The 19,875-nt window shown below is 72.2% G+C and carries 20 protein-coding genes and 1 pseudogene; 10 read left to right on the top strand and 11 right to left on the bottom strand.

Annotated features, from left to right (window positions below):
- Window positions 1-132 precede the first annotated feature (132 nt).
- The 4 genes from ACZ573_RS02665 to ACZ573_RS02650 form a co-directional block, all read right to left on the bottom strand.
- Window positions 133-1,494 carry a DUF4407 domain-containing protein gene (locus tag ACZ573_RS02665; protein WP_471298048.1) on the bottom strand — a complete coding sequence of 454 codons (1,362 nt, stop codon included), beginning with the start codon at window positions 1,492-1,494 and terminating at the stop codon, window positions 133-135.
- On the bottom strand, window positions 1,484-3,238 hold the full coding sequence (locus tag ACZ573_RS02660) for a hypothetical protein (protein WP_471298046.1): 1,755 nt from the start codon (window positions 3,236-3,238) through the stop codon (window positions 1,484-1,486). Before ACZ573_RS02660 ends, ACZ573_RS02665 begins: the two co-directional genes overlap by 11 nt.
- Window positions 3,235-5,526 (bottom strand): hypothetical protein, encoded by a 2,292-nt coding sequence (locus tag ACZ573_RS02655; RefSeq protein WP_471298043.1) that lies wholly within the window; start codon window positions 5,524-5,526, stop codon window positions 3,235-3,237. The genes ACZ573_RS02660 and ACZ573_RS02655 overlap by 4 nt, the downstream gene beginning before the upstream one ends.
- Before the next feature lie 87 nt (window positions 5,527-5,613).
- Entirely contained in the window at window positions 5,614-6,366 is a 753-nt protein-coding gene (locus ACZ573_RS02650) for a hypothetical protein (protein ID WP_471298040.1), read from the bottom strand.
- 391 nt (window positions 6,367-6,757) lie between these two features.
- On the opposite strand from ACZ573_RS02650, the gene ACZ573_RS02645 reads away from it, so the two are divergent.
- Complete coding sequence (locus ACZ573_RS02645; protein ID WP_471298038.1) at window positions 6,758-7,273, top strand: Pycsar system effector family protein; 516 nt, start codon at window positions 6,758-6,760, stop codon at window positions 7,271-7,273.
- Here ACZ573_RS02645 and ACZ573_RS02640 read toward each other — a convergent pair.
- Window positions 7,253-7,957, bottom strand: coding sequence for a Crp/Fnr family transcriptional regulator (locus tag ACZ573_RS02640; RefSeq protein ID WP_471298037.1), 705 nt, complete (start codon window positions 7,955-7,957; stop codon window positions 7,253-7,255). The genes ACZ573_RS02645 and ACZ573_RS02640 overlap by 21 nt on opposite strands.
- Before the next feature lie 202 nt (window positions 7,958-8,159).
- Between ACZ573_RS02640 and ACZ573_RS02635 the strand changes: the two are divergent.
- The 3 genes and pseudogenes from ACZ573_RS02635 to ACZ573_RS02625 all read left to right on the top strand — a co-directional run.
- A pseudogene (locus ACZ573_RS02635) lies at window positions 8,160-8,380 on the top strand (type II toxin-antitoxin system Phd/YefM family antitoxin); the annotation flags it as partial.
- A gap of 189 nt (window positions 8,381-8,569) precedes the next feature.
- Window positions 8,570-8,839: a type II toxin-antitoxin system Phd/YefM family antitoxin gene (locus tag ACZ573_RS02630; protein ID WP_019434848.1), complete on the top strand. Its 270-nt coding sequence runs from the start codon at window positions 8,570-8,572 to the stop codon at window positions 8,837-8,839.
- On the top strand, window positions 8,832-9,095 hold the full coding sequence (locus ACZ573_RS02625) for a type II toxin-antitoxin system RelE family toxin (RefSeq protein ID WP_471298034.1): 264 nt from the start codon (window positions 8,832-8,834) through the stop codon (window positions 9,093-9,095). Before ACZ573_RS02630 ends, ACZ573_RS02625 begins: the two co-directional genes overlap by 8 nt.
- Before the next feature lie 134 nt (window positions 9,096-9,229).
- Here the strand turns inward: ACZ573_RS02625 and ychF are convergent, their stop codons facing one another.
- Entirely contained in the window at window positions 9,230-10,318 is a 1,089-nt protein-coding gene (gene ychF / locus ACZ573_RS02620; protein WP_382542272.1) for a redox-regulated ATPase YchF, read from the bottom strand.
- Between the two features lie 264 nt (window positions 10,319-10,582).
- Between ychF and ACZ573_RS02615 the strand changes: the two genes are divergently transcribed.
- Window positions 10,583-10,975, top strand: a complete 393-nt coding sequence (locus ACZ573_RS02615; RefSeq protein ID WP_471298031.1) for a DUF6542 domain-containing protein — start codon at window positions 10,583-10,585, stop codon at window positions 10,973-10,975.
- A gap of 9 nt (window positions 10,976-10,984) precedes the next feature.
- On the opposite strand, the gene ppgK is transcribed toward ACZ573_RS02615, so the two are convergent.
- Entirely contained in the window at window positions 10,985-11,749 is a 765-nt protein-coding gene (gene ppgK, locus ACZ573_RS02610) for a polyphosphate--glucose phosphotransferase (protein ID WP_471298028.1), read from the bottom strand.
- A gap of 21 nt (window positions 11,750-11,770) precedes the next feature.
- On the bottom strand, window positions 11,771-12,775 hold the full coding sequence (locus ACZ573_RS02605) for a 4-hydroxy-3-methylbut-2-enyl diphosphate reductase (RefSeq protein ID WP_471298025.1): 1,005 nt from the start codon (window positions 12,773-12,775) through the stop codon (window positions 11,771-11,773).
- A gap of 106 nt (window positions 12,776-12,881) precedes the next feature.
- On the opposite strand from ACZ573_RS02605, the gene ACZ573_RS02600 reads away from it, so the two are divergent.
- From ACZ573_RS02600 to ACZ573_RS02585, 4 genes are all read left to right on the top strand, one after another.
- Window positions 12,882-14,261, top strand: a complete 1,380-nt coding sequence (locus ACZ573_RS02600) for an APC family permease (RefSeq protein WP_471298022.1) — start codon at window positions 12,882-12,884, stop codon at window positions 14,259-14,261.
- 33 nt (window positions 14,262-14,294) lie between these two features.
- Window positions 14,295-15,581 (top strand): exodeoxyribonuclease VII large subunit, encoded by a 1,287-nt coding sequence (gene xseA, locus ACZ573_RS02595; protein ID WP_471298019.1) that lies wholly within the window; start codon window positions 14,295-14,297, stop codon window positions 15,579-15,581.
- Window positions 15,582-15,635: 54 nt separating this feature from the next.
- Window positions 15,636-15,851 (top strand): exodeoxyribonuclease VII small subunit, encoded by a 216-nt coding sequence (locus ACZ573_RS02590; protein ID WP_471298016.1) that lies wholly within the window; start codon window positions 15,636-15,638, stop codon window positions 15,849-15,851.
- Between the two features lie 97 nt (window positions 15,852-15,948).
- Entirely contained in the window at window positions 15,949-16,542 is a 594-nt protein-coding gene (locus tag ACZ573_RS02585) for a malonic semialdehyde reductase (RefSeq protein ID WP_471298013.1), read from the top strand.
- 276 nt (window positions 16,543-16,818) lie between these two features.
- On the opposite strand, the gene ACZ573_RS02580 is transcribed toward ACZ573_RS02585, so the two are convergent.
- Window positions 16,819-17,337 (bottom strand): DUF4245 domain-containing protein, encoded by a 519-nt coding sequence (locus ACZ573_RS02580; protein ID WP_471299026.1) that lies wholly within the window; start codon window positions 17,335-17,337, stop codon window positions 16,819-16,821.
- Window positions 17,338-17,605: 268 nt separating this feature from the next.
- Between ACZ573_RS02580 and glpX the strand changes: the two genes are divergently transcribed.
- Window positions 17,606-18,637 (top strand): class II fructose-bisphosphatase, encoded by a 1,032-nt coding sequence (gene glpX / locus ACZ573_RS02575; RefSeq protein WP_030011229.1) that lies wholly within the window; start codon window positions 17,606-17,608, stop codon window positions 18,635-18,637.
- 91 nt (window positions 18,638-18,728) lie between these two features.
- On the opposite strand, the gene ACZ573_RS02570 is transcribed toward glpX, so the two are convergent.
- Together ACZ573_RS02570 and ACZ573_RS02565 are read right to left on the bottom strand one after the other, a co-directional pair.
- Window positions 18,729-19,127, bottom strand: a complete 399-nt coding sequence (locus ACZ573_RS02570; RefSeq protein WP_390799336.1) for a WhiB family transcriptional regulator — start codon at window positions 19,125-19,127, stop codon at window positions 18,729-18,731.
- A gap of 132 nt (window positions 19,128-19,259) precedes the next feature.
- Window positions 19,260-19,859 carry a TIGR03086 family metal-binding protein gene (locus tag ACZ573_RS02565; RefSeq protein ID WP_471298010.1) on the bottom strand — a complete coding sequence of 200 codons (600 nt, stop codon included), beginning with the start codon at window positions 19,857-19,859 and terminating at the stop codon, window positions 19,260-19,262.
- Window positions 19,860-19,875: the final 16 nt, after the last annotated feature.

The following is a 19,875-nucleotide window of genomic DNA, read 5'->3' as shown; positions in this document are numbered from 1 at the left end:
CCTCTCTCTCCGTGTCCCCGCATCCTCCCACCGCCGCAGCGCAACGCCGAAAGCGCCGGTACCGGCCGGATGCGACGGTGACCGGCCGCCGCGACCACCGGGATGGTCGGAGCGGCCGGTCACCGCCGGACGTCACTCGCCCAGGAGCCGGGCGGTGCGCGCGTCGAGCTCCTCGCGGACCATGCGGGCGTGCTCGGTGCGCGCCCTGTAGTGGTCGTGACCCAGCCGGGCCTTGTCCTCCTCGGCCCACACCTCCGCCGCGTACCGCCGGACCTCGCGGTCGATGGCGTCGACCCGGCGCTGCGCCTCCTGGTCCTCCAGGTGCATGCGCTTGTTGGCCTCGCGCCGCTCGGCGAGCCTGCGGTCGTACTCGGACGGGCCGCTCATCAGCTTGGCGAGCACCGGCATGGCGTCGACCAGCAGCAGCACGGCGTGCAGCAGGAACATCATGAAGAGCGCGAAACCGTCGGACCAGGCCACCGTGGACAGCGCGTCGGCACGCAGCAGCAGTCCGTCGTTCTGCTGCGACTTCTGCCGGTCGGCGACCTTGGCGTCGATCGCCTCCTTGACGTCCGTGCGGAAGGAGGTGCCGGTCCTGATCAGCTCCTCGGACAGGAGGTTGCCCTTGCCGACGAGCTCGGCGCGCTTGGCCTCGTACTCGGCGATCTTGCTCGTGGCCTTGTACGTGCCGGTATCGGCGCGGGCGCGCTCACAGGTCTCGCTGGTGTCCCAGCCGTTGCCGCGCCAGATCCAGCGGTCCTTGGCGCACTCGCGGCGCTCGTCCTCCAGCTTCCCGGAGAGGGTGTCGTTGTAGGTCTTGATCTGCTCGTCGAGGCGGGCGGTGGCGGCGGTGTTGTCGACTATGTCCGCCTTGATCGAGGCCGGCGCGCCCGGCACGGTCAGATGGAAGTCGCCGCACTCGTCGCGGTTCGTCGTGTCCTGGCCGTCGAGGGGGTTGCAGGCGGTGAGGTCACCCCGGAACTCGGCGAGGTCGCGCTCCCTGCTGACCGCCATCTCCTGGCGTATCTCCCGGTCGAAGATCTGGAACAGCAGCGGTTCGGCGATGGTGAGCCCGAGCACCACGGAGAGGAACAGCCGGGGCACCAGCATGCGGACCGCCCGGCCGCCGGTGTGGCCGTGGGTGCTGGAGACCAGCCAGCTGTCCAGGGCCAGCACGATCCACGCCCACACCATGCCGACGAGGACGGCCACCACGACCGGTGTGCCCTCGCGGATCGTGCAGATGGCCATGGCCATGGAGGCGCCGCCGAGCAGCGCGGTGTTGAGGACGATGGCTCCGTACCACGTGTAGCGGGCGCGCTCGGCGCTCTCGCGGTCGAGGATCTCCTCGCGGATGCCGATCAGACGGCGCAGGAGCGCGGCGGGGCCGCCCCAGGCCCGGTGGGCGCGGTGGGCGCGGTGGGCGGGCCGGGTCTCGGCCGCCCATGCGTCGTACTCCTCCTCGGGCGGGCGTACGGGGGTGTCAGCGGCCACGCTCCTCCCTCCCCGCTTCACCGAGGTCGTCGTCGGCGATCAGGGGGCGGCGCGCGGAGCGGGCGCCGTCGTCGTCGCCCGCTCCGTCGCGGTCCCGGCCGGTGCCGCCGTCGCGGGCGGACCGGTCGGTGCGCTCGCCCCCGTCGCGGTACCGGTCGTCCGTGTACCGGTCGTCGCCGTACCGGTCGTCCCCGTACGGATCGTCGCGCCGGCCGTCGCGCCGGCCGTACTCCTGTCCGTGATCCCGGCCGTACTTCTGCTTCCCGTACGGGTCCTCCTCCTCGTAGGACCGGCGGCGGGGCTCGTCGGAGCGGTCCCCGGACGACGCGCCGGTGCCCTCCTTCAGCTGCGGGGGGTCGGCGGCGCCGGCCACCTGCGCGGCGGCGGGCGGGTCCTGGTCGAGGAGGCTCTGCCCGGTGCTGAGGCGCTCGACGAAGGCGCGCGCGTCGAGCGGCGCGTTGTCGAGGAGGCCGCGGTTGATCAGCTGGCGGCTCAGCTCCTGGTTGATGTTGTCGCGCCGGTCGGCCCGGTGACGCCGCTCGGCCCGGTCGGCCAGCACGTCCTCGCGCTGCTCCGCCCGCTGCCGCAGCCGGTCGTCGCGGTCCGCGGCCCGCGTCTCGCGCTGCTCCTCCCGGGCGGCGTCGAGCGCGGCGCGCGCATCCTGGCGGTCGACCTCACGGTGGCGGTCCTCGCGCTCCAGGCTGTAGCGGAGGTCCTCCCGTTCGGCGTGGCGCCGGCGTTCGGCGTTCTCCCAGTGGCGCTCCTCGTCCTCGCGCTGCCGCTCGCGCCGCAGCCGGTCGCTCTCGCGCTGCCGCTCGGCCAGCTCGGAGTACCCGATCTCGCCCCGGCGCTGGGCGAGGACGTCGGTGTTGGCGGGGTCGGTGCCGAAGTCCTCGAGGTCCTTGAGCGCCTCGGTGCGCTCGAACTCGAAGTCCTTGCGCTTGATGTTGTGGGTGTAGTGCTGGTCCTCGGCGTCGGTCCGCTGGGTGTACGACCGCCGCAGGTCCTCCAGTTCCTGCTGGTGCCGCATTTCGAGCGAGTTGCGCTCGGCTTCCATCGCCTTGCGTTCCTTCGTGCGCTCATGTTCCATCTGCTCGCGCTCGTGCTGCATCTGCTCGCGCTCGCGGCGTACCGCCTCCTTCACGCGGTCGTGCTCGCGCTCGCGCTGCTGGTCGGCGAACTCCTGCGGGGTGAGCACCGTCAGGTACGGGTCTCCGACGGACAGCCCGGCGATCCGCGGCGGCTCCATCTCCAGGTACGAGATCAGGCGCGCGGTCAGCCGCCGGGACACCTCCTTGCCCGCTTCGAGCGGCCATTCCTGGGTGACGTCGGTGAGTCCGGGCAGCGCCCGGAGATACCCGAGCAGCCGGGACTCCACGTCGACGACGCCCTCGCGGACGACGGCCACGGGGTCGGTGACCGTGCAGTGGAAGGCGACCTGGACGGTGAAGCCGTCGGTCTCGGCGGACGGTACGTCGGTGCCGACGGTGACGGGCACCGCGGTGCGGCAGTCGACGACCGTGACCGAGCCGGCGTTCAGGACGCTCTCGTCGCCGGGCCCGCGGACGCCGTGGTCGGTGAGGTACTGGTCACCGGTGCGGTAGACGAGGACCTGGTGAGCGGAGACGCGGGGCAGTTCGTCGTGCGAACGGGTCGGCTGGTTCCAGAAGCGGCGGCCGGTACGGGGCGCGGGAGCCAGCACCCGCTCCTCCACCAGGGGATAGGTCCTGCGGATCGTGGTCATCGTGGGTGGGTGTCCTTCACACGGTTCAAGGCGCCGAGCAGGGTCGCGACGCAGTCGGGACCCGGGGCGCGGGTGGGACGGGAGTCCGCGAGTCGGCCCAGCTCGCTTGTCAGCAAGGGGTGTTCGACGTGCGGAAGCGCGGCGGCGAGGGCGTGACCGAGTCGCGCGGCCGCGGCGGTGGGGTCGGAGGTCACGGCGTGCAGGCCACGGACCGCGACGAGGAGAGCGGACAGGGCGTTGCGGCGCAGCGGCCGGTAGCAGAGGACCGCCGCCCACAACTCGGCGACGACGTCGGCCTCCTCGGGCCGGTCGGCGACGTAGCGTGCCACGGCGGGGCGGCCCGAGAGCCGCTCGGTGGCGGTGAAGATCCAGAGGGTGGTTTCGAGGACGAGCAGGCCGGTCGCCGAGTAGGCGGCGGACCGGGTGCGCTGCTCCTTCCTGATCCGGTGCGCCAGGGCGTCGAGCACGATGCCGGCGTCCTCCTGGCAGTCGACGAGCGTCAGGAACAGCTGCGCCCAGGCCCGCAGCCCGTGTTCGCGTTCCTCCCGCTTTTCGAGGGCGCTGGTGCGCAGCACGGCCCAGAGCCACTTCACCGCGTCGGTGGGGAAGGTGACGCCGAGCTGGCCGCTGAAGGCCAGGAGCGCGGTGCCCCGCAGGGTGGGGTGGGTGGACTGGGCCCAGGTGCGGGCCAGGGTGAGCGCGGCGGCCGCCTGGGTCTCCTCCAGGCACATGTACCAGAGCACGTACACGGCGAGGGTCTGCCCGGTCTCGCCGCTCTGGCCGCGCGCCCACGGGTCGAGGTAGCTCTGTACGACCTCGTCGAAGGCGATGTGCCCGAGCAGCGTGAGTCCGGAGGCGATGGAGAGCTGGAGGGCGGGGTCGGGGTCGGCGTCGACGAGCGCGTCCAGCCAGTGGCGGACCGCGTCCCAGTACTCGGTGGGGTGGTCGCGCCACAGTGCCTGCAGCACCCAGCGGCGCAGCTCGGCGTCGGCGAAGACCATGACCTCGCGGGTGGTCGCGCCGTAGATCTGCATCTCGGTGGTGATCAGGGCGTTGCGGGAGAGCGAGCGGCGCCGGTCCACCGGGCGGGCGAGGCGGCGCTGCTGCGGGTCCTGGCCGTCGGGGGCTGCCTGCCCCGTGGTGTCGGGGGCCGCCGCGCCGTCGGCGGCGGCCCCGGTCCCGGCCGCGGCCTCCGGTGTGAAGTAGACCGGCCCGAGGAGCCGTTCGAGGAGGTCCTGGAGCGATTCGAACGCGCGCCGTCCGATGCCCGGGGCGAAGGCGAGGGTGGTGACCTCGGCGATCTCGCGCAGGCTCCGCTCCTCCTCGGCGCCGAACCACTCCTGGACCGCCTGCGGCGCGCTGCCGCTGTGCTCCTTCCACGCCTGGTCGGGGTCGGCGCCCGCCACGATCCGCTGGGCCGCGTCGGCGACGACCGCGAGGGGGCAGCGGGGCGGGATGCCGGCCACGGCCCGGTCGACGATCTCCTGCGGGATACGGGCCTGGACCAGCCGGGCCCGTACCACCTTGTCCAGGAGCGGGGGCCGCCACGGCAGATGGCGTACGGCCTTGGGGGAACGGCCGGCCACGCCGTGCACGGTGGTGATCACCAGATGGGCGCGGTGGCGGCGCAGCTGGTCGCGCACCCGGCGCCAGTCGAAGTCGGAGGACGGACCGGCGTCGTCCGCGGTGGTCCCGGCCGCATCCGCGGCTCCCGCGGTCCCGGTGCGGTCGAGGACGACGTAGCCCACGCCCGCGTCGAAGGTGCGCTCCGCGAGCTGGTCGAGGCCGATGTCGGGCGAGAGCACCACGTAGTCGGCGGAGGGTCCGACGGTCTCCCGGAGCAGGGCGACCGCGCCGGAGCGCTTGCCCGTGCCCTGGGGGCCGGTGAGGACGACGATGCCGGTACGGGACAGCTCGTGGGCGGCTTCGTCGAAGCAGTCGGGTCGGATGTAGGAGCGCAGCAGCGCGTCGATCTCGTCGGCGTCGAGGAGGCCGGTGGCGCGGGCCCGCCCGGGCCGCTCGGCGGCGGTGGCGATGCCGAAGTGGGCGCGGCCGTGGTACTGCGGGCCGTAGAAGTTGTTGTAGACGCGGTAGTCGCCGTCGGAGGAATCGGCTGCGGAATCCGCTCCGGAATGGGCTCCGGAATTCACTCGTGAGGGTGACGTGGAGGCGGGTGTGGACGGGGCCGGGGCCGGCGGCGGGGCCGGGGCCGCGGGCGGCTCGGGGGCGGGGCGGACATCGGCCGTGCCGTTCGCCTCGCCGGTTAACTGCCGGGGTTCGCCGGACACGCCGTCTCCTTCCCCACCACTGCCGTGATCCTCCGTGGGCCGATCCGTGGATCTCACGTGTGCACCCCGTCTCCCCGTCCGCTCAACTCACTTGGAGATGCCGAAGACGACGTTCCCGTTGATGACGGTTCCGTGCAGATTGTTGGTGGCCGAGTCCCCTCCGCCGGCGGCGGCCGCCGCAGAACCGGAACCCGAACCGGAGGGATGGCCAGAGCCGGTGCCGGTACCAGAACCGGAATCAGAACCGAAGTCGGAACGGGAACCGGAACCAGAATCGGAATCCGAACCGGGGTCCGGACCGGGGTTCGGGCCCGAGCCCGGACCGGGGCCCGGCTCACCGAGGTCCAGCGTGTGGACGTCGTACCCCGACACCCACAGCCAGGCCCGGCCCCGGTACTCCTTCTTCTCGACGACGACCTCGCGGAACTCCTCCGGCCGGAAGTTGGTGTACCCCTGGGCGACGAGCTCCGTGAAGACCGGCGCGGTCAGCGCCACGGCGAGCGCGGCGTCCGGGGCCGCGGCGAGGGCCCGGCGCAGCGGGTCGCTCTCCAGGATGCGGGAGACCTCGACGGGACCGGGGCCCACGAAGCCGTTGGGGGCCTCGGACGCCGGACCGAAGTGCACGGCGGCGCGCAGCGCGAGCCGCGCGCCGGGCACCCGGTCGCGGTTGTGGGCCCGCAGCCCGGCGCCCAGCCGGCGCATGAACGGCTCGACGAGCGCCTGCTCGTCGGAACCGGCCGGGAGCACGGCGAACTCGGAATCCCCGGCGGCCTGCCGCACCCATGAGGCCCGGTCGAGCCCGGCCGCCTCGGCGGACTCGGCGAGAAGCCGGGGCAACACTGTCTGAATCTCGCGCTGTCGCGCGGTGTCCGCGCTGCCGTAACCTCGCGCGTCGACGGCGAGCAGAAGCCGCCTGCCGAACCCACCCATCGCACCTACGGACATCCCGTCCTCCTCGTCCGTGACATCGGGAAGCACAGCATGCCGCACCTCCAACTCGCTCGCGAATCAAAAGAGTTACGCGGCGCGGAGCGATGCGGCAGGCCGCTCCCGGACCCTGGCCCACCCCCGTGGAGCGCCGGTCGCCCTGCCAGTCGTACACCGGAACCGGCCACTCGCACCCCGTGGAAATACGGGATCTCGCGCAGTCGTCCGATCCCGTAGAAGTGCCTGGTCCGCCCGGCGGGCGGGCGGCTCAATGGAAGTCCGACCGAGCCGCGTTGGAGGTTCCGTGACATCCACCCCGCCCACCCCGCCCACGGCGGTGCCCAGCTCCGCCGCGCGCACGATGCTGACCGTCCTGCAGACGACGCACCAGCACGCCGACGCCAAGGCCGGCATCCTCTCCGCCGTGCAGGCGGGGCTCGTGGGGACGGCGGGCGGGTGGAGCGAGGCGGCGCTCGACGCCGTGCGGCGCGGCGGCCCGCTCGGCTGGCTGGCGGGGGTCCTGCTGGCCCTCTTCGTCTGCGGCCTCTTCGGCGGCGCGGCCTCGCTCGCACTGGCGCTGCGGCCGCGCGTCTGGCGGCCCGCCGGCCCCAACGACTACAGCTTCGTCCGGCCGGCCTCCGCCTCGGATCCGTCGCCGCCCGTCACCGCCGAGGACGAGCGGCAGCTGCAGGCGGTGATCCGCTTCCTCTCCGACGTGGCCCTGCGGAAGTACCGCTGTGTCACGGCCGCCGTGGTGTGCACCGCGGTGATGGGAACCACCGCCGGTCTCTGCCTGCTGCTACGGCCGCTGCTCGGCTGATCCCCGGGGCCGGCGCGGGGCGGGCGGCGCCACGGGCTCGGCGAGTTCGGCCACCCGGGCGAGCCGGGCGAGGTCGTGCACGGTGGTCGTCCGGTATCCGGTGCCGAGCAGCCCCTCGTCCCGGAGCTCGCGCAATCCCTTGTGCACGGTGGTCTCCGCGGCGCCGGTGAGCGCGGCGAGTTCGGGCTGGGTGAGCTGGAAGCCGATCACATGCCCGCCCCCCGCCTCCGGCCGCCCGTACGCCACGGCGAGCTCGACCAGAAGCCGCGCGAGGCGCACCTTGACCGGATACCCGCGGAATTCGAGCCGCCGCCGGTTGGCCCAGCGCAGCCGGTCGGCCACGATCCGGGTCAGCGCCATCGCCACCTCGGGCCGCCGCAGCATGAGCCCGTGCAGGGCCCCGGGCCCGATCACCCGCGCCCGCAGCGGCCCGCAGGCCACCACGCCGGCCGACCGCGGCGCACCGTCGAGGGCGGCCATCTCGCCCACACTGTCCCCGCCGACCCGAACGGCGAGCAGCGACTCCTGCCCGTTCTCGACGGTCGCGGTGACCTTGGCGAACCCGCCGAGGATGACGTACAGATGCCGGTCGGTGGCGCCCTCGGTGAGCAGCACGCCGCCGGAGTCGAGCGTCAACTCCGAACCCAGCGCGAGCAATTCGGCCCGCGCGGAAGCGGACAACACCCCGAGCAGACTCCGACCCGGCCACTCCCACTGCCCACCCGGCCCCACGCCCACCACTCCACCCTCCACACCCACACCCGCGCCCACCCAGGCTAGGCCCTCCCCGCCCGAACGCACCCACCCGCGCGCCGCTGCACATCCGGCCCACGCGACCACGACGGGGCGACCCGCCCGCCGCCAGGCTCCGCTCCGTACACGGCCACTGCCCGCAGAGTCCATCCGTGACCTGCGTGCACACCTGGCGCAGACCGCGCCGCCGTACCCACGGTGATCACCCGCCGAGGCAAGGTAGCCGCCGCCATCGAGGTACAGCGCACGTACCAGGAGTGGGAAGAGCGCGAGCTCAACCGGATCATCGACGAGCGCATGGCCGACCCCGCACCCGGCATCCCGATCGAGGACGTCAGGAGGGAGACGCTGGCAGCGGAGGTGTGCCGAGGACACCCTGCTGCGGGCGGTGACACGGTCCGGCAGCGCCAGGGGAATGAAACACGGCCCTGAAAGTGGTTATCCAGCATCCATCCAGCACGGTGCGAACTCACTCAGCACATCCAGCACCACACGGCCGAACCACGGTTGTGTACACATGGCACACTCGGTACGCTTGAGCGTATGACGCAGCCGCTGCCCATAGAGTCCATCCGCGACGTGCGCGCCCACCTGGCGGAAGTCGTGGAGCGTGCGGACCGCGACGACGTACCCACGGTCATCACGCGTCGGGGCAAGGAAGTCGCCGCCGTCGTCTCCATCGAGGTGCTGCGCAAGTATCAGGAGTGGGAAGAGCGCGAGATCAACCGGATCATCGACGAGCGCATGGCCAACCCGGCACCCGGCATCCCGATCGAGGACATCATGAGGGAGACGCTGGCGCGCGGTGAGTGAGTACCGGACCGTCTTCCGACCGGAGGCGCAGGCCGAGCTTCGGAAGATCCCTCGCGACATGGCGCTGCGCATCCTGGCCAAGCTGACCGAGCTGGAGAGCGACCCGCTCGGCTTCAACACCACCGCACTCGTGTCCCAGCCCGACCGACGCCGTCTGCGCGTCGGCGACTACCGCATCGTGTACACGATCGACAACGGAGAGCTCGTGGTGTGGGTCGTCCATGTGGGACACAGGTCTACCGTTTACGAGACCTGATTGCCGCTGACCCCGCGTCAGAATATCCAGCACCCATCCAGCACGGTGACGGCGAAGGGGTCGCACTCGACAGAGTCCGACCCCATCTGACCTGCATGTTTGCCACGTCAGCGACGTAGTGTTATTTCATCCGCTCAGACGTTGAACCGGAACTCCACCACGTCGCCGTCCTGCATGACGTACTCCTTGCCCTCCATGCGGGCCTTGCCCTTGGCGCGGGCCTCGGCGACCGAGCCGCAGGCGACCAGGTCCGCGAAGGAGATCACCTCGGCCTTGATGAAGCCGCGCTGGAAGTCGGTGTGGATCACGCCGGCCGCCTCGGGGGCCGTGGCGCCCTGCTTGATGGTCCAGGCGCGGGTTTCCTTCGGGCCGGCCGTCAGGTAGGTCTGCAGGCCCAGGGTGGCGAAGCCGACGCGGCCGAGGGTCGCGAGGCCGGGCTCGTCCTGGCCGACCGACTGGAGGAGCTCCAGGGCTTCCTCGTCGTCCAGCTCGGAGAGGTCCTGCTCCAGCTTGGCGTTGAGGAAGATCGCCTCGGCCGGGGCGACGAGCGCGCTCTGCTCGGCCTTGAAGGCGTCGTCCGTCAGCTCGTCCTCGTCCACGTTGAAGACGTAGAGGAAGGGCTTCGTGGTGAGCAGGTGGAGCTCGTGGAGGAGGTCGCCCTGCTCCGTGCCCTTGGTGATGCCCTTGGAGAAGAGGGTGTCGCCCGCTTCGAGGATCTTCTTGGCCTCGACGACGGCCGCGAGGACCGCGACCTTCTCCTTCTGGAGGCGGGACTCCTTCGTCAGGCGCGGTTCGGCCTTCTCGATGGACTGGAGGTCGGCGAGGATCAGCTCGGTGTTGATCGTCTCGATGTCGTCCTTGGGCGAGACCTTGCCGTCGACGTGGACGACGTTCTCGTCCTTGAAGGCGCGGATGACCTGGCAGATGGCGTCCGACTCGCGGATGTTCGCCAGGAACTTGTTGCCCAGGCCCTCACCCTCCGAGGCGCCGCGCACGATGCCCGCGATGTCGACGAAGTCGACCGTCGCCGGCAGGACGCGCTGCGATCCGAAGATGCCCGCGAGGACGGCCAGACGCTGGTCCGGGACACCGACGACGCCGACGTTCGGCTCGATGGTGGCGAACGGGTAGTTGGCCGCCAGCACGTCGTTCTTGGTCAGGGCGTTGAACAGGGTCGACTTGCCGACATTCGGCAGGCCGACGATTCCGATCGTGAGCGACACGTTGGCGACTTCCCGTAGCTGGAGGGGGCGGCGGCCCAGGAGTGGGCCACCGGACAGTTTACTTTCCGATGAGTGGCGGTGGATGTACGCGTGTCCGGACCCCGATCCGACCCGCTCCCCGCCTAGTTTGGTGGGGTGGAGCAATACAGGACGCGATCGGCCCCTCACCAGCAGCGACCGCCTGCCCAGCGCCAGGGACCCCGGCCCGCCGCGGTGCCCGCCCAGGCCGGCGGCGGTCCGCGGCGGTCCGCGCTCGCTCGGCGGATGCCGCGGCCCCGGCTGACCGGGCTCGGCGGCGGGCTGTTCTCGTGCGCCGCCATGGTGCTGGTGGGCGGGATCTGCTGGCTGCTGTTCGGTTCCTCGCTCTTCGTCTACGGGCTGCTCTTCCTGCCCGTCGCGGCCGCCACCGCGCTCTGGGTACGGCCCGCCGACCTGATCACGGCGCCGGTCGGCGTGCCCATCGCCTTCGCCGCCGGAGTGTGGCCCATCTCGGGCGGCTCCGGCGGCATCGGCGGGCAGCTGATGGGGCTGGTGTCCGCGCTGTCCCTGCACGCCGGCTGGCTCTACGCCGGGACGCTGGTGGCCGCGCTGATCGCCGTCGTGCGCAAGGCCGTGCTCATCGGCAGGCGCCGGGTGCCCCGACGCATCACCCAGTGAGCCCCGGCCCTACTTCTTCGCGGCCTTCGCCGCCTTCGCGGCCTTCGCCGTCATCGCCGCTCCCACGATGCCGGCGTTGTTCTGCAGCTTCGCCGGGACGATCTCGGCCCGCACGCCCTCGATCAGCGGCAGGAACTTCTCCGGCTTGCGGCTGACCCCGCCCCCGATGATGAAGAGGTCCGGGGAGAACAGCATCTCCACGTGCTGGAGGTACCTCTGCACGCGGTGCGCCCAGCGCTCCCACGTGAGGCCGTGGTCCTCCTTGGCCTTCACCGACGCCCGCGTCTCCGCGTCGTGGCCCTTCAGCTCCAGGTGTCCGAGTTCCGAGTTCGGGACCAGCCGCCCGTCCGTGAACAGGGCGCTCCCGATGCCCGTCCCCAGGGTGAGCAGGAGGACGGTGCCGCCCCGCCCGCGCCCGGCCCCGTACGTCATCTCGGCGACGCCCGCCGCGTCCGCGTCGTTCAGCACGGTGACCGGCATGCCGCCCAGCTCGCGCGCGATCAGCGCCGCCGCGTCGACGCCGATCCAGGACTTGTCCATGTTGGCCGCCGTACGGATGACGCCGCCCGTGACCACGCCCGGGAAGGTGACCCCGAGCGGCCCGTTCCACTCGAAGTGGCGCACCACCTCGCCGACGCATCCGGCCACCCCCTCGGGGGCGGCCGGATGCGGTGTCAGTACTTTGTGGCGCTCCTGAACCAGGTCGCCGCGCTCCAGGTCCACGGGAGCGCCCTTGATCCCGGTTCCGCCGATGTCCACGCCGAAGATCTGCATGGACATACCGTACGAAACGAGTTACTTGTCGGCGACCAGTTCGGCAGCCTCGGCGCGCAGGTCGCGGCGGAGTTCCTTCGGCAGCGAGAAGACGATCGACTCCTCGGCGGTCTTGACGATCTCCACGTCCGCGTAGCCGCGTACCGCGAGCCACTCCAGGACCTCCTCGACCAGGACCTCCGGCACCGAGGCGCCCGAGGTGAGGCCGACCGTGGTGACGCCCTCCAGCCAGGCCTCGTCGATCTCGCTCGCGAAGTCGACCAGGTACGCCTCCTTGGCGCCGGCGTCCTTGGCGACCTCGACGAGCCGGATCGAGTTCGAGGAGTTCTTCGAGCCGACCACGATGACCAGGTCGGAGTCGGCGCCCATCACCTTGACGGCGGCCTGCCGGTTCGAGGTGGCGTAGCAGATGTCGTCGCTCGGCGGCGAGACGAGCAGCGGGAACTTCGTCTTCAGTGCGTCGACCGTCTCCATGGTCTCGTCGACCGAGAGGGTGGTCTGGGAGAGCCAGACGACCTTGGACTCGTCGCGGACGGTGACCTTCTCGACGTCGTGCGGGCCGTCGACGATCGTGATGTGGTCCGGGGCCTCGCCGGAGGTGCCGATGACCTCTTCGTGGCCCTCGTGGCCGATGAGGAGGATGTCGAAGTCCTCGTTGGCGTACCGGATGGCTTCCTTGTGCACCTTGGTGACCAGCGGGCAGGTCGCGTCGATCGTCGCGAGCTTGCCGCGCGCCGCCTCCTCGTGCACCACCGGCGCCACGCCGTGCGCGGAGAACATCACGATGGAGCCCTCGGGCACCTCCTCCGTCCGCTCGACGAAGATGGCCCCCTTCTTCTCCAGGGTCTGGACGACGTACTTGTTGTGCACGATCTCGTGGCGGACGTACACCGGCGCACCGTACTGCTCAAGGGCTTTCTCGACGGCGATCACGGCTCGGTCCACGCCCGCGCAGTAGCCGCGGGGCGCGGCGAGCAGGACACGGCGGGAAGCAGGAGCGGGGGCGGGAGCAGTCATGTGCTCCATCGTACGGGGGTCTCCAGGAGGCCGGGCGTCCCCCGTACGGCACACACTTGTCCGGAAGCGCTTACCGCGCATACCGCGCACACCTGCCCCTGCCCCCGGAGGACGGATGGCTTCCGTTACGGATTCCAGTGCGGCCGCGCCCACGGCGCTGCGGCGGAGCCTCGGCTTCCGGGATCTGGTCGTCTACGGGCTGCTGTTCATCGCCCCCATGGCCCCGGTCGGTGTCTTCGGCACGCTCGACGCGAAATCGCACGGCGCCGTCGCCCTCGTCTACCTCTGCGCGACCGTGGCGATGGCCTTCACGGCCTTCTCCTACGCGCAGATGGTGCGGGTCGCCCCGCAGGCCGGCTCGGTCTTCACGTACGCCCGAAAGGGTCTGGGTGAGGGCCCGGGGCTGATCGCCGGGTGGATGGCGATGCTCGACTACCTGCTGATCCCGGCGGTCGCGTACCTCTTCTCGGGGATCGCGATGAACGCGCTGGTCCCGGAGGTCTCCCGGTGGGTGTGGACGGCCCTGGCCGTCGTGATCACCACCTTCCTGAACCTGTGGGGCGTACGGGCGGCCGCGCGCGTGGGTTTCGCCGTGCTGGCCATGGAGCTCGTGGTGCTGCTCGTCTTCGTGGTCGCCGCGGTGACCGTGCTGGTCCAGGGCGGGGCGCGGCGCGGCTGGCTGTCCCCGCTGACCGGTGACGGCTCGCTCGGCTTCAGCACGGCCGCGGTGCTGGGCGCGGTGTCGGTCGCGGTCCTGTCCTACCTCGGGTTCGACGCCATCGCCTCCTTCGCCGAGGAGGTGACGGGCGGATCGGAGCGGGTGGCGCGGGCGGTGCTGTTCTGCCTGGCGCTGGCCGGGGTGCTGTTCATCGCCCAGAGCTATCTCGCGGCGCTGCTCATGCCCGTGTCCGCGGCGGAGCTGGCGGCCGAGCCGGCGCTGCAGGGGCCGGCCTTCTACGACGCGGTGGAGTCCGCGGCCGGCTCCTGGCTGCACGACCTGGTGGCGGTCAGCAAGGCGGTCGGGGCGGCCTTCGCGGCGCTGGCCGGACAGGCGGCGGCCGGCCGGCTGGTGTTCGCGATGGCCCGCGAGCGGCGGCTGCCCCGGGTGCTCGCCCGGACCTCGGACGGCACCCCGAGGCCCGCGCTGCTGGTGGCGGCCGCCATCACGCTGGTCGCCGCCGTGTGGGCGGCCCGGCGCGACGACGGGCTCGACCAGCTGGTGTCGGTGGTGGACGTGGGGGCACTGGTGGCCTTCACCCTGCTGCACGCCTCGGTGGTGGGCTGGTTCGTGGTCAAGCGGCGCGAGGGCCCGCCGAACTGGTTCAAGCACCTCGTGATGCCGGTGCTGGGCGCGGCCGTGACCCTCGCGGTGATCTTCGAGGCCTCCTGGACGGCGCAACTGGTGGGGGCGGTGTGGCTGGCGGTGGGCCTGGCCGTGCTGCTCGTCCAGCGCGGCCGCCGGGACCTGCCCGGCGACACCGGCACCGGAGCCTGACGCACTGTCGGCGGCGCCGGATAGCCTGCGTGCATGGGTCTGAATACGTCGGCCGAGGCGCCGCTGCCGGTAGGCCAGGTGTCCCGGCTCATCGGGGGCTGGATCGAGCGGCTCGGCCAGGTGTGGGTGGAGGGGCAGATCACGCAGCTCTCGCGGCGGCCGGGAGCGGGGGTGGTCTTCCTGACGCTGCGCGACCCCTCGCACGACATCTCCGTCAGCGTGACCTGCTTCCGCCAGGTCTTCGACGAGGTCGCGGACGTGGTCTCCGAGGGTGCCCGGGTCGTCCTCCTGGCCAAGCCCGAGTGGTACGCCCCGCGCGGACAGCTGTCCCTGCGGGCCACGGAGATACGGCCGGTCGGCATCGGGGAGCTCCTCGCCCGGCTGGAGCGCCTCAAGCGGTCCCTGGCCTCCGAGGGGCTCTTCGCGCTGGAGCGCAAGAAGCCGCTGCCGTTCCTGCCGCAGCTGATCGGGCTGGTGGTCGGGCGGGCCTCGGCGGCCGAGCGCGATGTCCTGGAGAACGCCCGGCGCCGCTGGCCGGCGGTCCGTTTCGAGGTGCGCAACGTCGCCGTCCAGGGGGTGCACGCGGTGCCCCAGGTCGTCGAGGCGGTCAAGGAGCTCGACGCCATCGACGAGGTCGACGTGATCATCGTGGCGCGCGGCGGCGGCAGCGTGGAGGACCTGCTGCCCTTCTCCGACGAGGAGGTGGTCCGGACGGTCGCGGCGGCCCGTACCCCGGTGGTCTCGGCGATCGGCCACGAGCCGGACTCCCCGCTGCTGGACCTGGTCGCGGACGTCCGGGCCTCCACGCCCACGGACGCGGCGAAGAAGGTGGTACCGGACGTCGGCGAGGAGCTGGAGCGCGTACGCCAGCTGCAGGCCCGGGGGCTGCGCGCGGTCAGCGGGCTGCTCGACCGGGAGGAACGGGGCCTCGCCCACGCCCTGGCCCGGCCGGTCTTCGTCCACCCCCAGCGGATGGTGGAGATCCGCGAGGACGAGCTGGACGCCCTGCTGGCCCGCACCCGGCGCACGCTGGGGCACCTGCTGGACCGGGCCGACTCGGAACTCGCGCACACCCTCGCCCGGGTGGTGGCGCTGTCCCCGGCGGCGACCCTGGAGCGGGGGTACGCCGTGCTGCAGCGGGCCGACGGCCATGTGGTGCGCTCACCGGGGGAGGTGGCTCCCCACGACGTGCTGCGCGCGCGGGTGGCGGAGGGCACGTTCACCGTGGAGGTCTCCGCACTGGAGGCCCAGGAGGTCCCGGAGGCCCCGCACGCCCCCGGTTCCCCGGAGGCCCCGGCCGCAACGGCCGCTTCGGAATAGCGACACGCGGCCGCAATCACGTGGTCGCACGACACACAGAGGATGGATACGGGAATGGCAGAGGCCGGAACGGCGCTGGGGTACGAGCAGGCACGCGACGAACTCATCGAGGTCGTCCGCAAGCTGGAGGCCGGCGGGACCTCGCTGGAGGACTCCCTCGCGCTCTGGGAGCGCGGCGAGGAGCTGGCGAAGGTGTGCCGGCACTGGCTGGAGGGGGCCCGGGCCCGGCTGGACTCGGCGCTGGCGGCGCGCGAGCCGGCCGAGGAGTGATCCCGGTCACCCGGAGACGGATTTAGTTGAAAATTCATCTATCTCGGCCGTAGAGTCTGGGACATCGCTTCACCTCCGTATGGAAGAAGGCTTTCCGATGTCTCTCGTTCTTGACTCCGCCGCGCAGGACCTGCTGTTCCGCGAGGCCCGCACGGCCAACTCGTTCACCGACGAGCCGGTCACCGAGGAGCAGGTCCAGGCGATATACGACCTGGTGAAGTTCGGTCCCACCGCCTTCAACCAGACCCCGCTGCGCATCACCCTGGTCCGCTCCCCCGAGGCCCGCGAGCGCCTCGTGAAGCACATGGCCAAGGGCAACGACGCCAAGACCGCCACCGCCCCGCTGGTCGCGATCCTCTCCGCGGACAACGAGTTCCACGAGGAGCTCCCGCAGCTGCTGCCGCACTTCCCGCAGGCCAAGGACGCGTTCTTCTCCGAGCGCCCGGTCCGCGAGCAGTCCGCGCTGCTGAACTCCGCGCTGCAGGCCGCGTACTTCATCATCGGCATCCGCGCCGCCGGCCTGGCCGCGGGCCCGATGACCGGGGCCGACTTCGCCGGCATCCAGAAGGAATTCCTGGACGCCGACCACACCCCGATCATGGTCATCAACATCGGCAAGCCGGCCGCCGAGGGTGCCTGGTTCGACCGCTCCCCGCGCCTGTCCATCGACGAGGTCATCACCACCGTCTGACCGGCGCCGCAGTCGCCGCACACGCAGAAGGGCCGTGGGGGGGGGGGGGGGGGGGGGGGGGGGGGGGGGGGTTTGTGGGTGGGGGGGGGGGGGGGGGGGGGGGGGGGGGGGGGGTGGGGGGGGGGGGGGGGGGGGTACGAACCCCCCCCCCCCCCCCCCACCCCCCCCCCCCCCTCCCCCCCCCCACACCCCCCCCCCCCCCCCCCCCCCCCCCCCCCCACGGCCCTTCTCGCGTACGCGGCGGCTGCGCGCAGCCGCGCGAAGCCCTACTTTGCCCTACTTGCCCTGCTTGAACTCCAGCGCCGCCGCCAGCACGCCGAGCTGCTCGAAGGAGGCCGTGCCGGTCACCACCGTGACGTGGCCCTGCTCCTGCCGCACGAGGGCGTCGTACTTCTCGCCGTCCCAGCGCTCCCAGGTCAGGTCACCGACCTGCTGCGTCTGTCCGGTGGCCGTCGCGTGCTGGGTGACCTTGGCGAGGTACTTCGCCGAGGTGTCCGTGGACTGCTCCACCGCCGCGTACTGCCGCTCCGGGTCGAGGAAGCCCAGGTGCCAGGCATTGGCGTTCTTGCGCTCGTACGTCACCGAGGTCGCCCGCCACTGCTCCTGGAGCCCCACCGGGGACGCCACCGGATACGGGGCCGCGCGCCGGGCCGTCAGGGTTTCCACCCGGTAGTCGACCGTGCGCGTCGGATCGGCCTGCTCGTCATGGGGAACGAAGAGGTAGATCCCGGCGACGACGATGCCGATCACCCCCAGCGACCGGACCATGTCCCAGACCGTCTGCTTGCCTTTCATACCTGCCACGGGACCCATCGTCCCGCATCCCGGGGCGGCGATCACCGCCGGGGTCGCGGTGCGGCGCGCGTCGGTGGACCCTGGAGAGTCCTGGAGAGTCATGCGAGGCTCCTGGAAAGCCCTGGAGGACCGCAAGACGTCCGCTCAGGACAATCGACTGACCGATATGCCGCTCATACGTGACCCGCCCTGCTCAATATGTCGACGTACCGATAGAGTTCCAGCACCCTCACTTCCCGGCCGTCGCCGTACAGAAAGGTGCGCTCCGATGACCGAGCACAACCTGCCGCCCCAGCTCGAAGTCTCTCCGGAGGCCCCCGACCGCAACCTCGCACTGGAACTCGTCCGGGTCACCGAGGCCGCCGCCATGGCCGCGGGCCGGTGGGTCGGACGCGGTGACAAGATCGGCGCGGACGGTGCCGCGGTCAACGCGATGCGCACCCTGATCTCCACCGTCTCGATGAACGGTGTCGTCGTCATCGGCGAGGGGGAGAAGGACGAGGCCCCCATGCTCTTCAACGGCGAGCGGGTCGGCGACGGCACGGGCGCCGAGGTCGACATCGCCGTCGACCCGATCGACGGCACCACCCTGAACGCCAAGGGCATGCCGAACGCCATCGCCGTCCTGGCGGCCGCCGACCGCGGCACCATGTTCGACCCGTCCGCGGTGTTCTACATGGAGAAGCTGGTCACCGGCCCCGAGGCCGCCGACTTCGTCGACATCAACGCACCCGTCTCGGTGAACATCCGCCGGGTCGCCAAGGCCAAGAACATGGCCGTCGAGGACGTCACCGTGGTCATCCTGGACCGCCCCCGCCACGAGGGCATCGTCAAGGAGATCCGCGAGACCGGCGCCCGGATCAAGTTCATCTCCGACGGCGACGTCGCGGGCTCGGTCATGGCCGTGCGCGAGGGCACCGGAGTCGACCTGCTCCTCGGCATCGGCGGCACGCCCGAGGGCATCATCTCGGCGTGCGCCATAAAGTGCCTCGGCGGCACCATCCAGGGCAAGCTCTGGCCGAAGGACGAGGCCGAGCGCCAGCGTGCGCTCGACGCCGGTCACGACCTCGACCGCGTCCTGACCACGAACGACCTGGTGTCCGGCGAGAACGTCTTCTTCGTCGCCACCGGCATCACCGACGGCGAGCTGCTGCGCGGTGTCCACTACCGCTCGGAGACCGCGACGACGTCCTCGCTGGTCATGCGCTCGAAGTCGGGCACGATCCGACGGATCGACTCCACGCACCGCCTGTCGAAGCTGCGCGCGTACAGCGCGATCGACTTCGACCGCGCGCACTAGTCACACCGGAGTGGGGAAGCGAGAGGGGCGGTCACCGCGTGCGGCGGTACCGCCCCTCTCGCACATCCACGGCCGGCCGCCCGCGACCGGCTCAGCCCGCCGCGGCGATCGGCCCGGACCCCGGGGCCTGGCGCAGCTCGGCGGCCCTGCGCCGCATCCGCGCCAGCACCACCCGGCGCTCGGCCGCGGTGAGCCCGCCCCACACCCCGTACGGCTCGGGCTGGAGCAGCGCGTGTTCCCGGCAGGCGACCATCACCGGGCAGCGGGCGCAGACGCGCTTGGCTGCCTCCTCGCGGGAGAGCCGGGCCGCTGTCGGCTCCTTGGACGGCGCGAAGAAGAGCCCCGCCTCGTCGCGGCGGCACACCGCCTCCGCATGCCATGGGCCGTCCTCCGCCCTCGCCGGCACCCGCGGCTTCGGCACGGCCGCCGCGCGCCCCGGAAAACTCTGGACGGCGGCTACCTGCAAGGACTGATGCGGCGGATGCGGCACGGTCTACTCCTGACGACGTATACGTGAGCGAGAGACGACGCACCTGTCCCTACCCGCTGTACGCGCCCCTATGCACCGCGCGCCACGGGCCGCCGGGGGTTCGTCCGAAACAAGACCCCGCCGCGCGGGCCGTCACGCCGCGGGTGCGGCCCACCCGGGATCCCGCCCGAGGAAGGCCAGCAGGCGCGCCGCGGCGCCCTCGTCCGCGCCGGGCGCGAGGGGGAAGACCGGGCCGTAGGCGAAGCCGCGCAGGGGCTCGGCGAGGGTGTCGGCGGCCGGGCGCAGGGCGGCGGCCAGCGCGTCGGTCAGGCCGGGCGGGCGGCCCGTGGCGACGGCGATGTCCCAGGCGTGCACGGCGGCGTCGAGGGCGGCGGCGCCGACGGCCGTCCCGGCCGGTACGGAGAAGGGCGGCAGCGGCACCGCCACCTCGGCGTCACCGGGGGCGACCCCGGCGAAGGCCTCGGCCGCGGCCGCGAGCGCCGGGTCCAGCAGGTCGGCCGGCGTGCCCGCCAGGGCGCCGGAGGGCGCGAAGGGGTCCTCGGCGGGCCCGGGCCCGCCGGTCAGGCGGGCGGCGTAGGCCAGCTGGTCGCCCGCGGCGTGCTGGAGGACCTGGGTGACGTTCCACCGCGCGCAGGGGGTCGGGCGGTCCCAGCCGTCCGCGGGTACCCCCAGGGCGGCCTCGCGCAGGGTCGCGTACGCCTGGTCGAGCAGTTCCCACTCGGTTGTCGTCATGGTCCGGACCCTAGGG

The organism is Streptomyces sp. NPDC040545 (assembly GCF_055595065.1).
The sequence above is the reverse complement of the archived record's forward strand: the minus strand, read 5'-3'. Positions and strand labels throughout refer to the sequence as shown.

Bases quoted from the DNA above. Each gene is read 5' to 3' on its own strand.
- ACZ573_RS02615 (WP_471298031.1), top strand. From the start codon at position 10,583: ATGCCGCGGCCCCGGCTGACCGGGCTCGGCGGCGGGCTGTTCTCGTGC.
- ACZ573_RS02600 (WP_471298022.1), top strand. From the start codon at position 12,882: ATGGCTTCCGTTACGGATTCCAGTGCGGCCGCGCCCACGGCGCTGCGG.
- ACZ573_RS02660 (WP_471298046.1), bottom strand. From the start codon at position 3,238: ATGACCACGATCCGCAGGACCTATCCCCTGGTGGAGGAGCGGGTGCTG.
- ACZ573_RS02605 (WP_471298025.1), bottom strand. From the start codon at position 12,775: ATGGAGCACATGACTGCTCCCGCCCCCGCTCCTGCTTCCCGCCGTGTC.
- ACZ573_RS02630 (WP_019434848.1), top strand. From the start codon at position 8,570: ATGACGCAGCCGCTGCCCATAGAGTCCATCCGCGACGTGCGCGCCCAC.
- glpX (WP_030011229.1), top strand. From the start codon at position 17,606: ATGACCGAGCACAACCTGCCGCCCCAGCTCGAAGTCTCTCCGGAGGCC.
- ACZ573_RS02580 (WP_471299026.1), bottom strand. From the start codon at position 17,337: ATGAAAGGCAAGCAGACGGTCTGGGACATGGTCCGGTCGCTGGGGGTG.
- ACZ573_RS02565 (WP_471298010.1), bottom strand. From the start codon at position 19,859: ATGACGACAACCGAGTGGGAACTGCTCGACCAGGCGTACGCGACCCTG.
- xseA (WP_471298019.1), top strand. From the start codon at position 14,295: ATGGGTCTGAATACGTCGGCCGAGGCGCCGCTGCCGGTAGGCCAGGTG.
- ACZ573_RS02590 (WP_471298016.1), top strand. From the start codon at position 15,636: ATGGCAGAGGCCGGAACGGCGCTGGGGTACGAGCAGGCACGCGACGAA.
- ppgK (WP_471298028.1), bottom strand. From the start codon at position 11,749: ATGCAGATCTTCGGCGTGGACATCGGCGGAACCGGGATCAAGGGCGCT.
- ACZ573_RS02585 (WP_471298013.1), top strand. From the start codon at position 15,949: ATGTCTCTCGTTCTTGACTCCGCCGCGCAGGACCTGCTGTTCCGCGAG.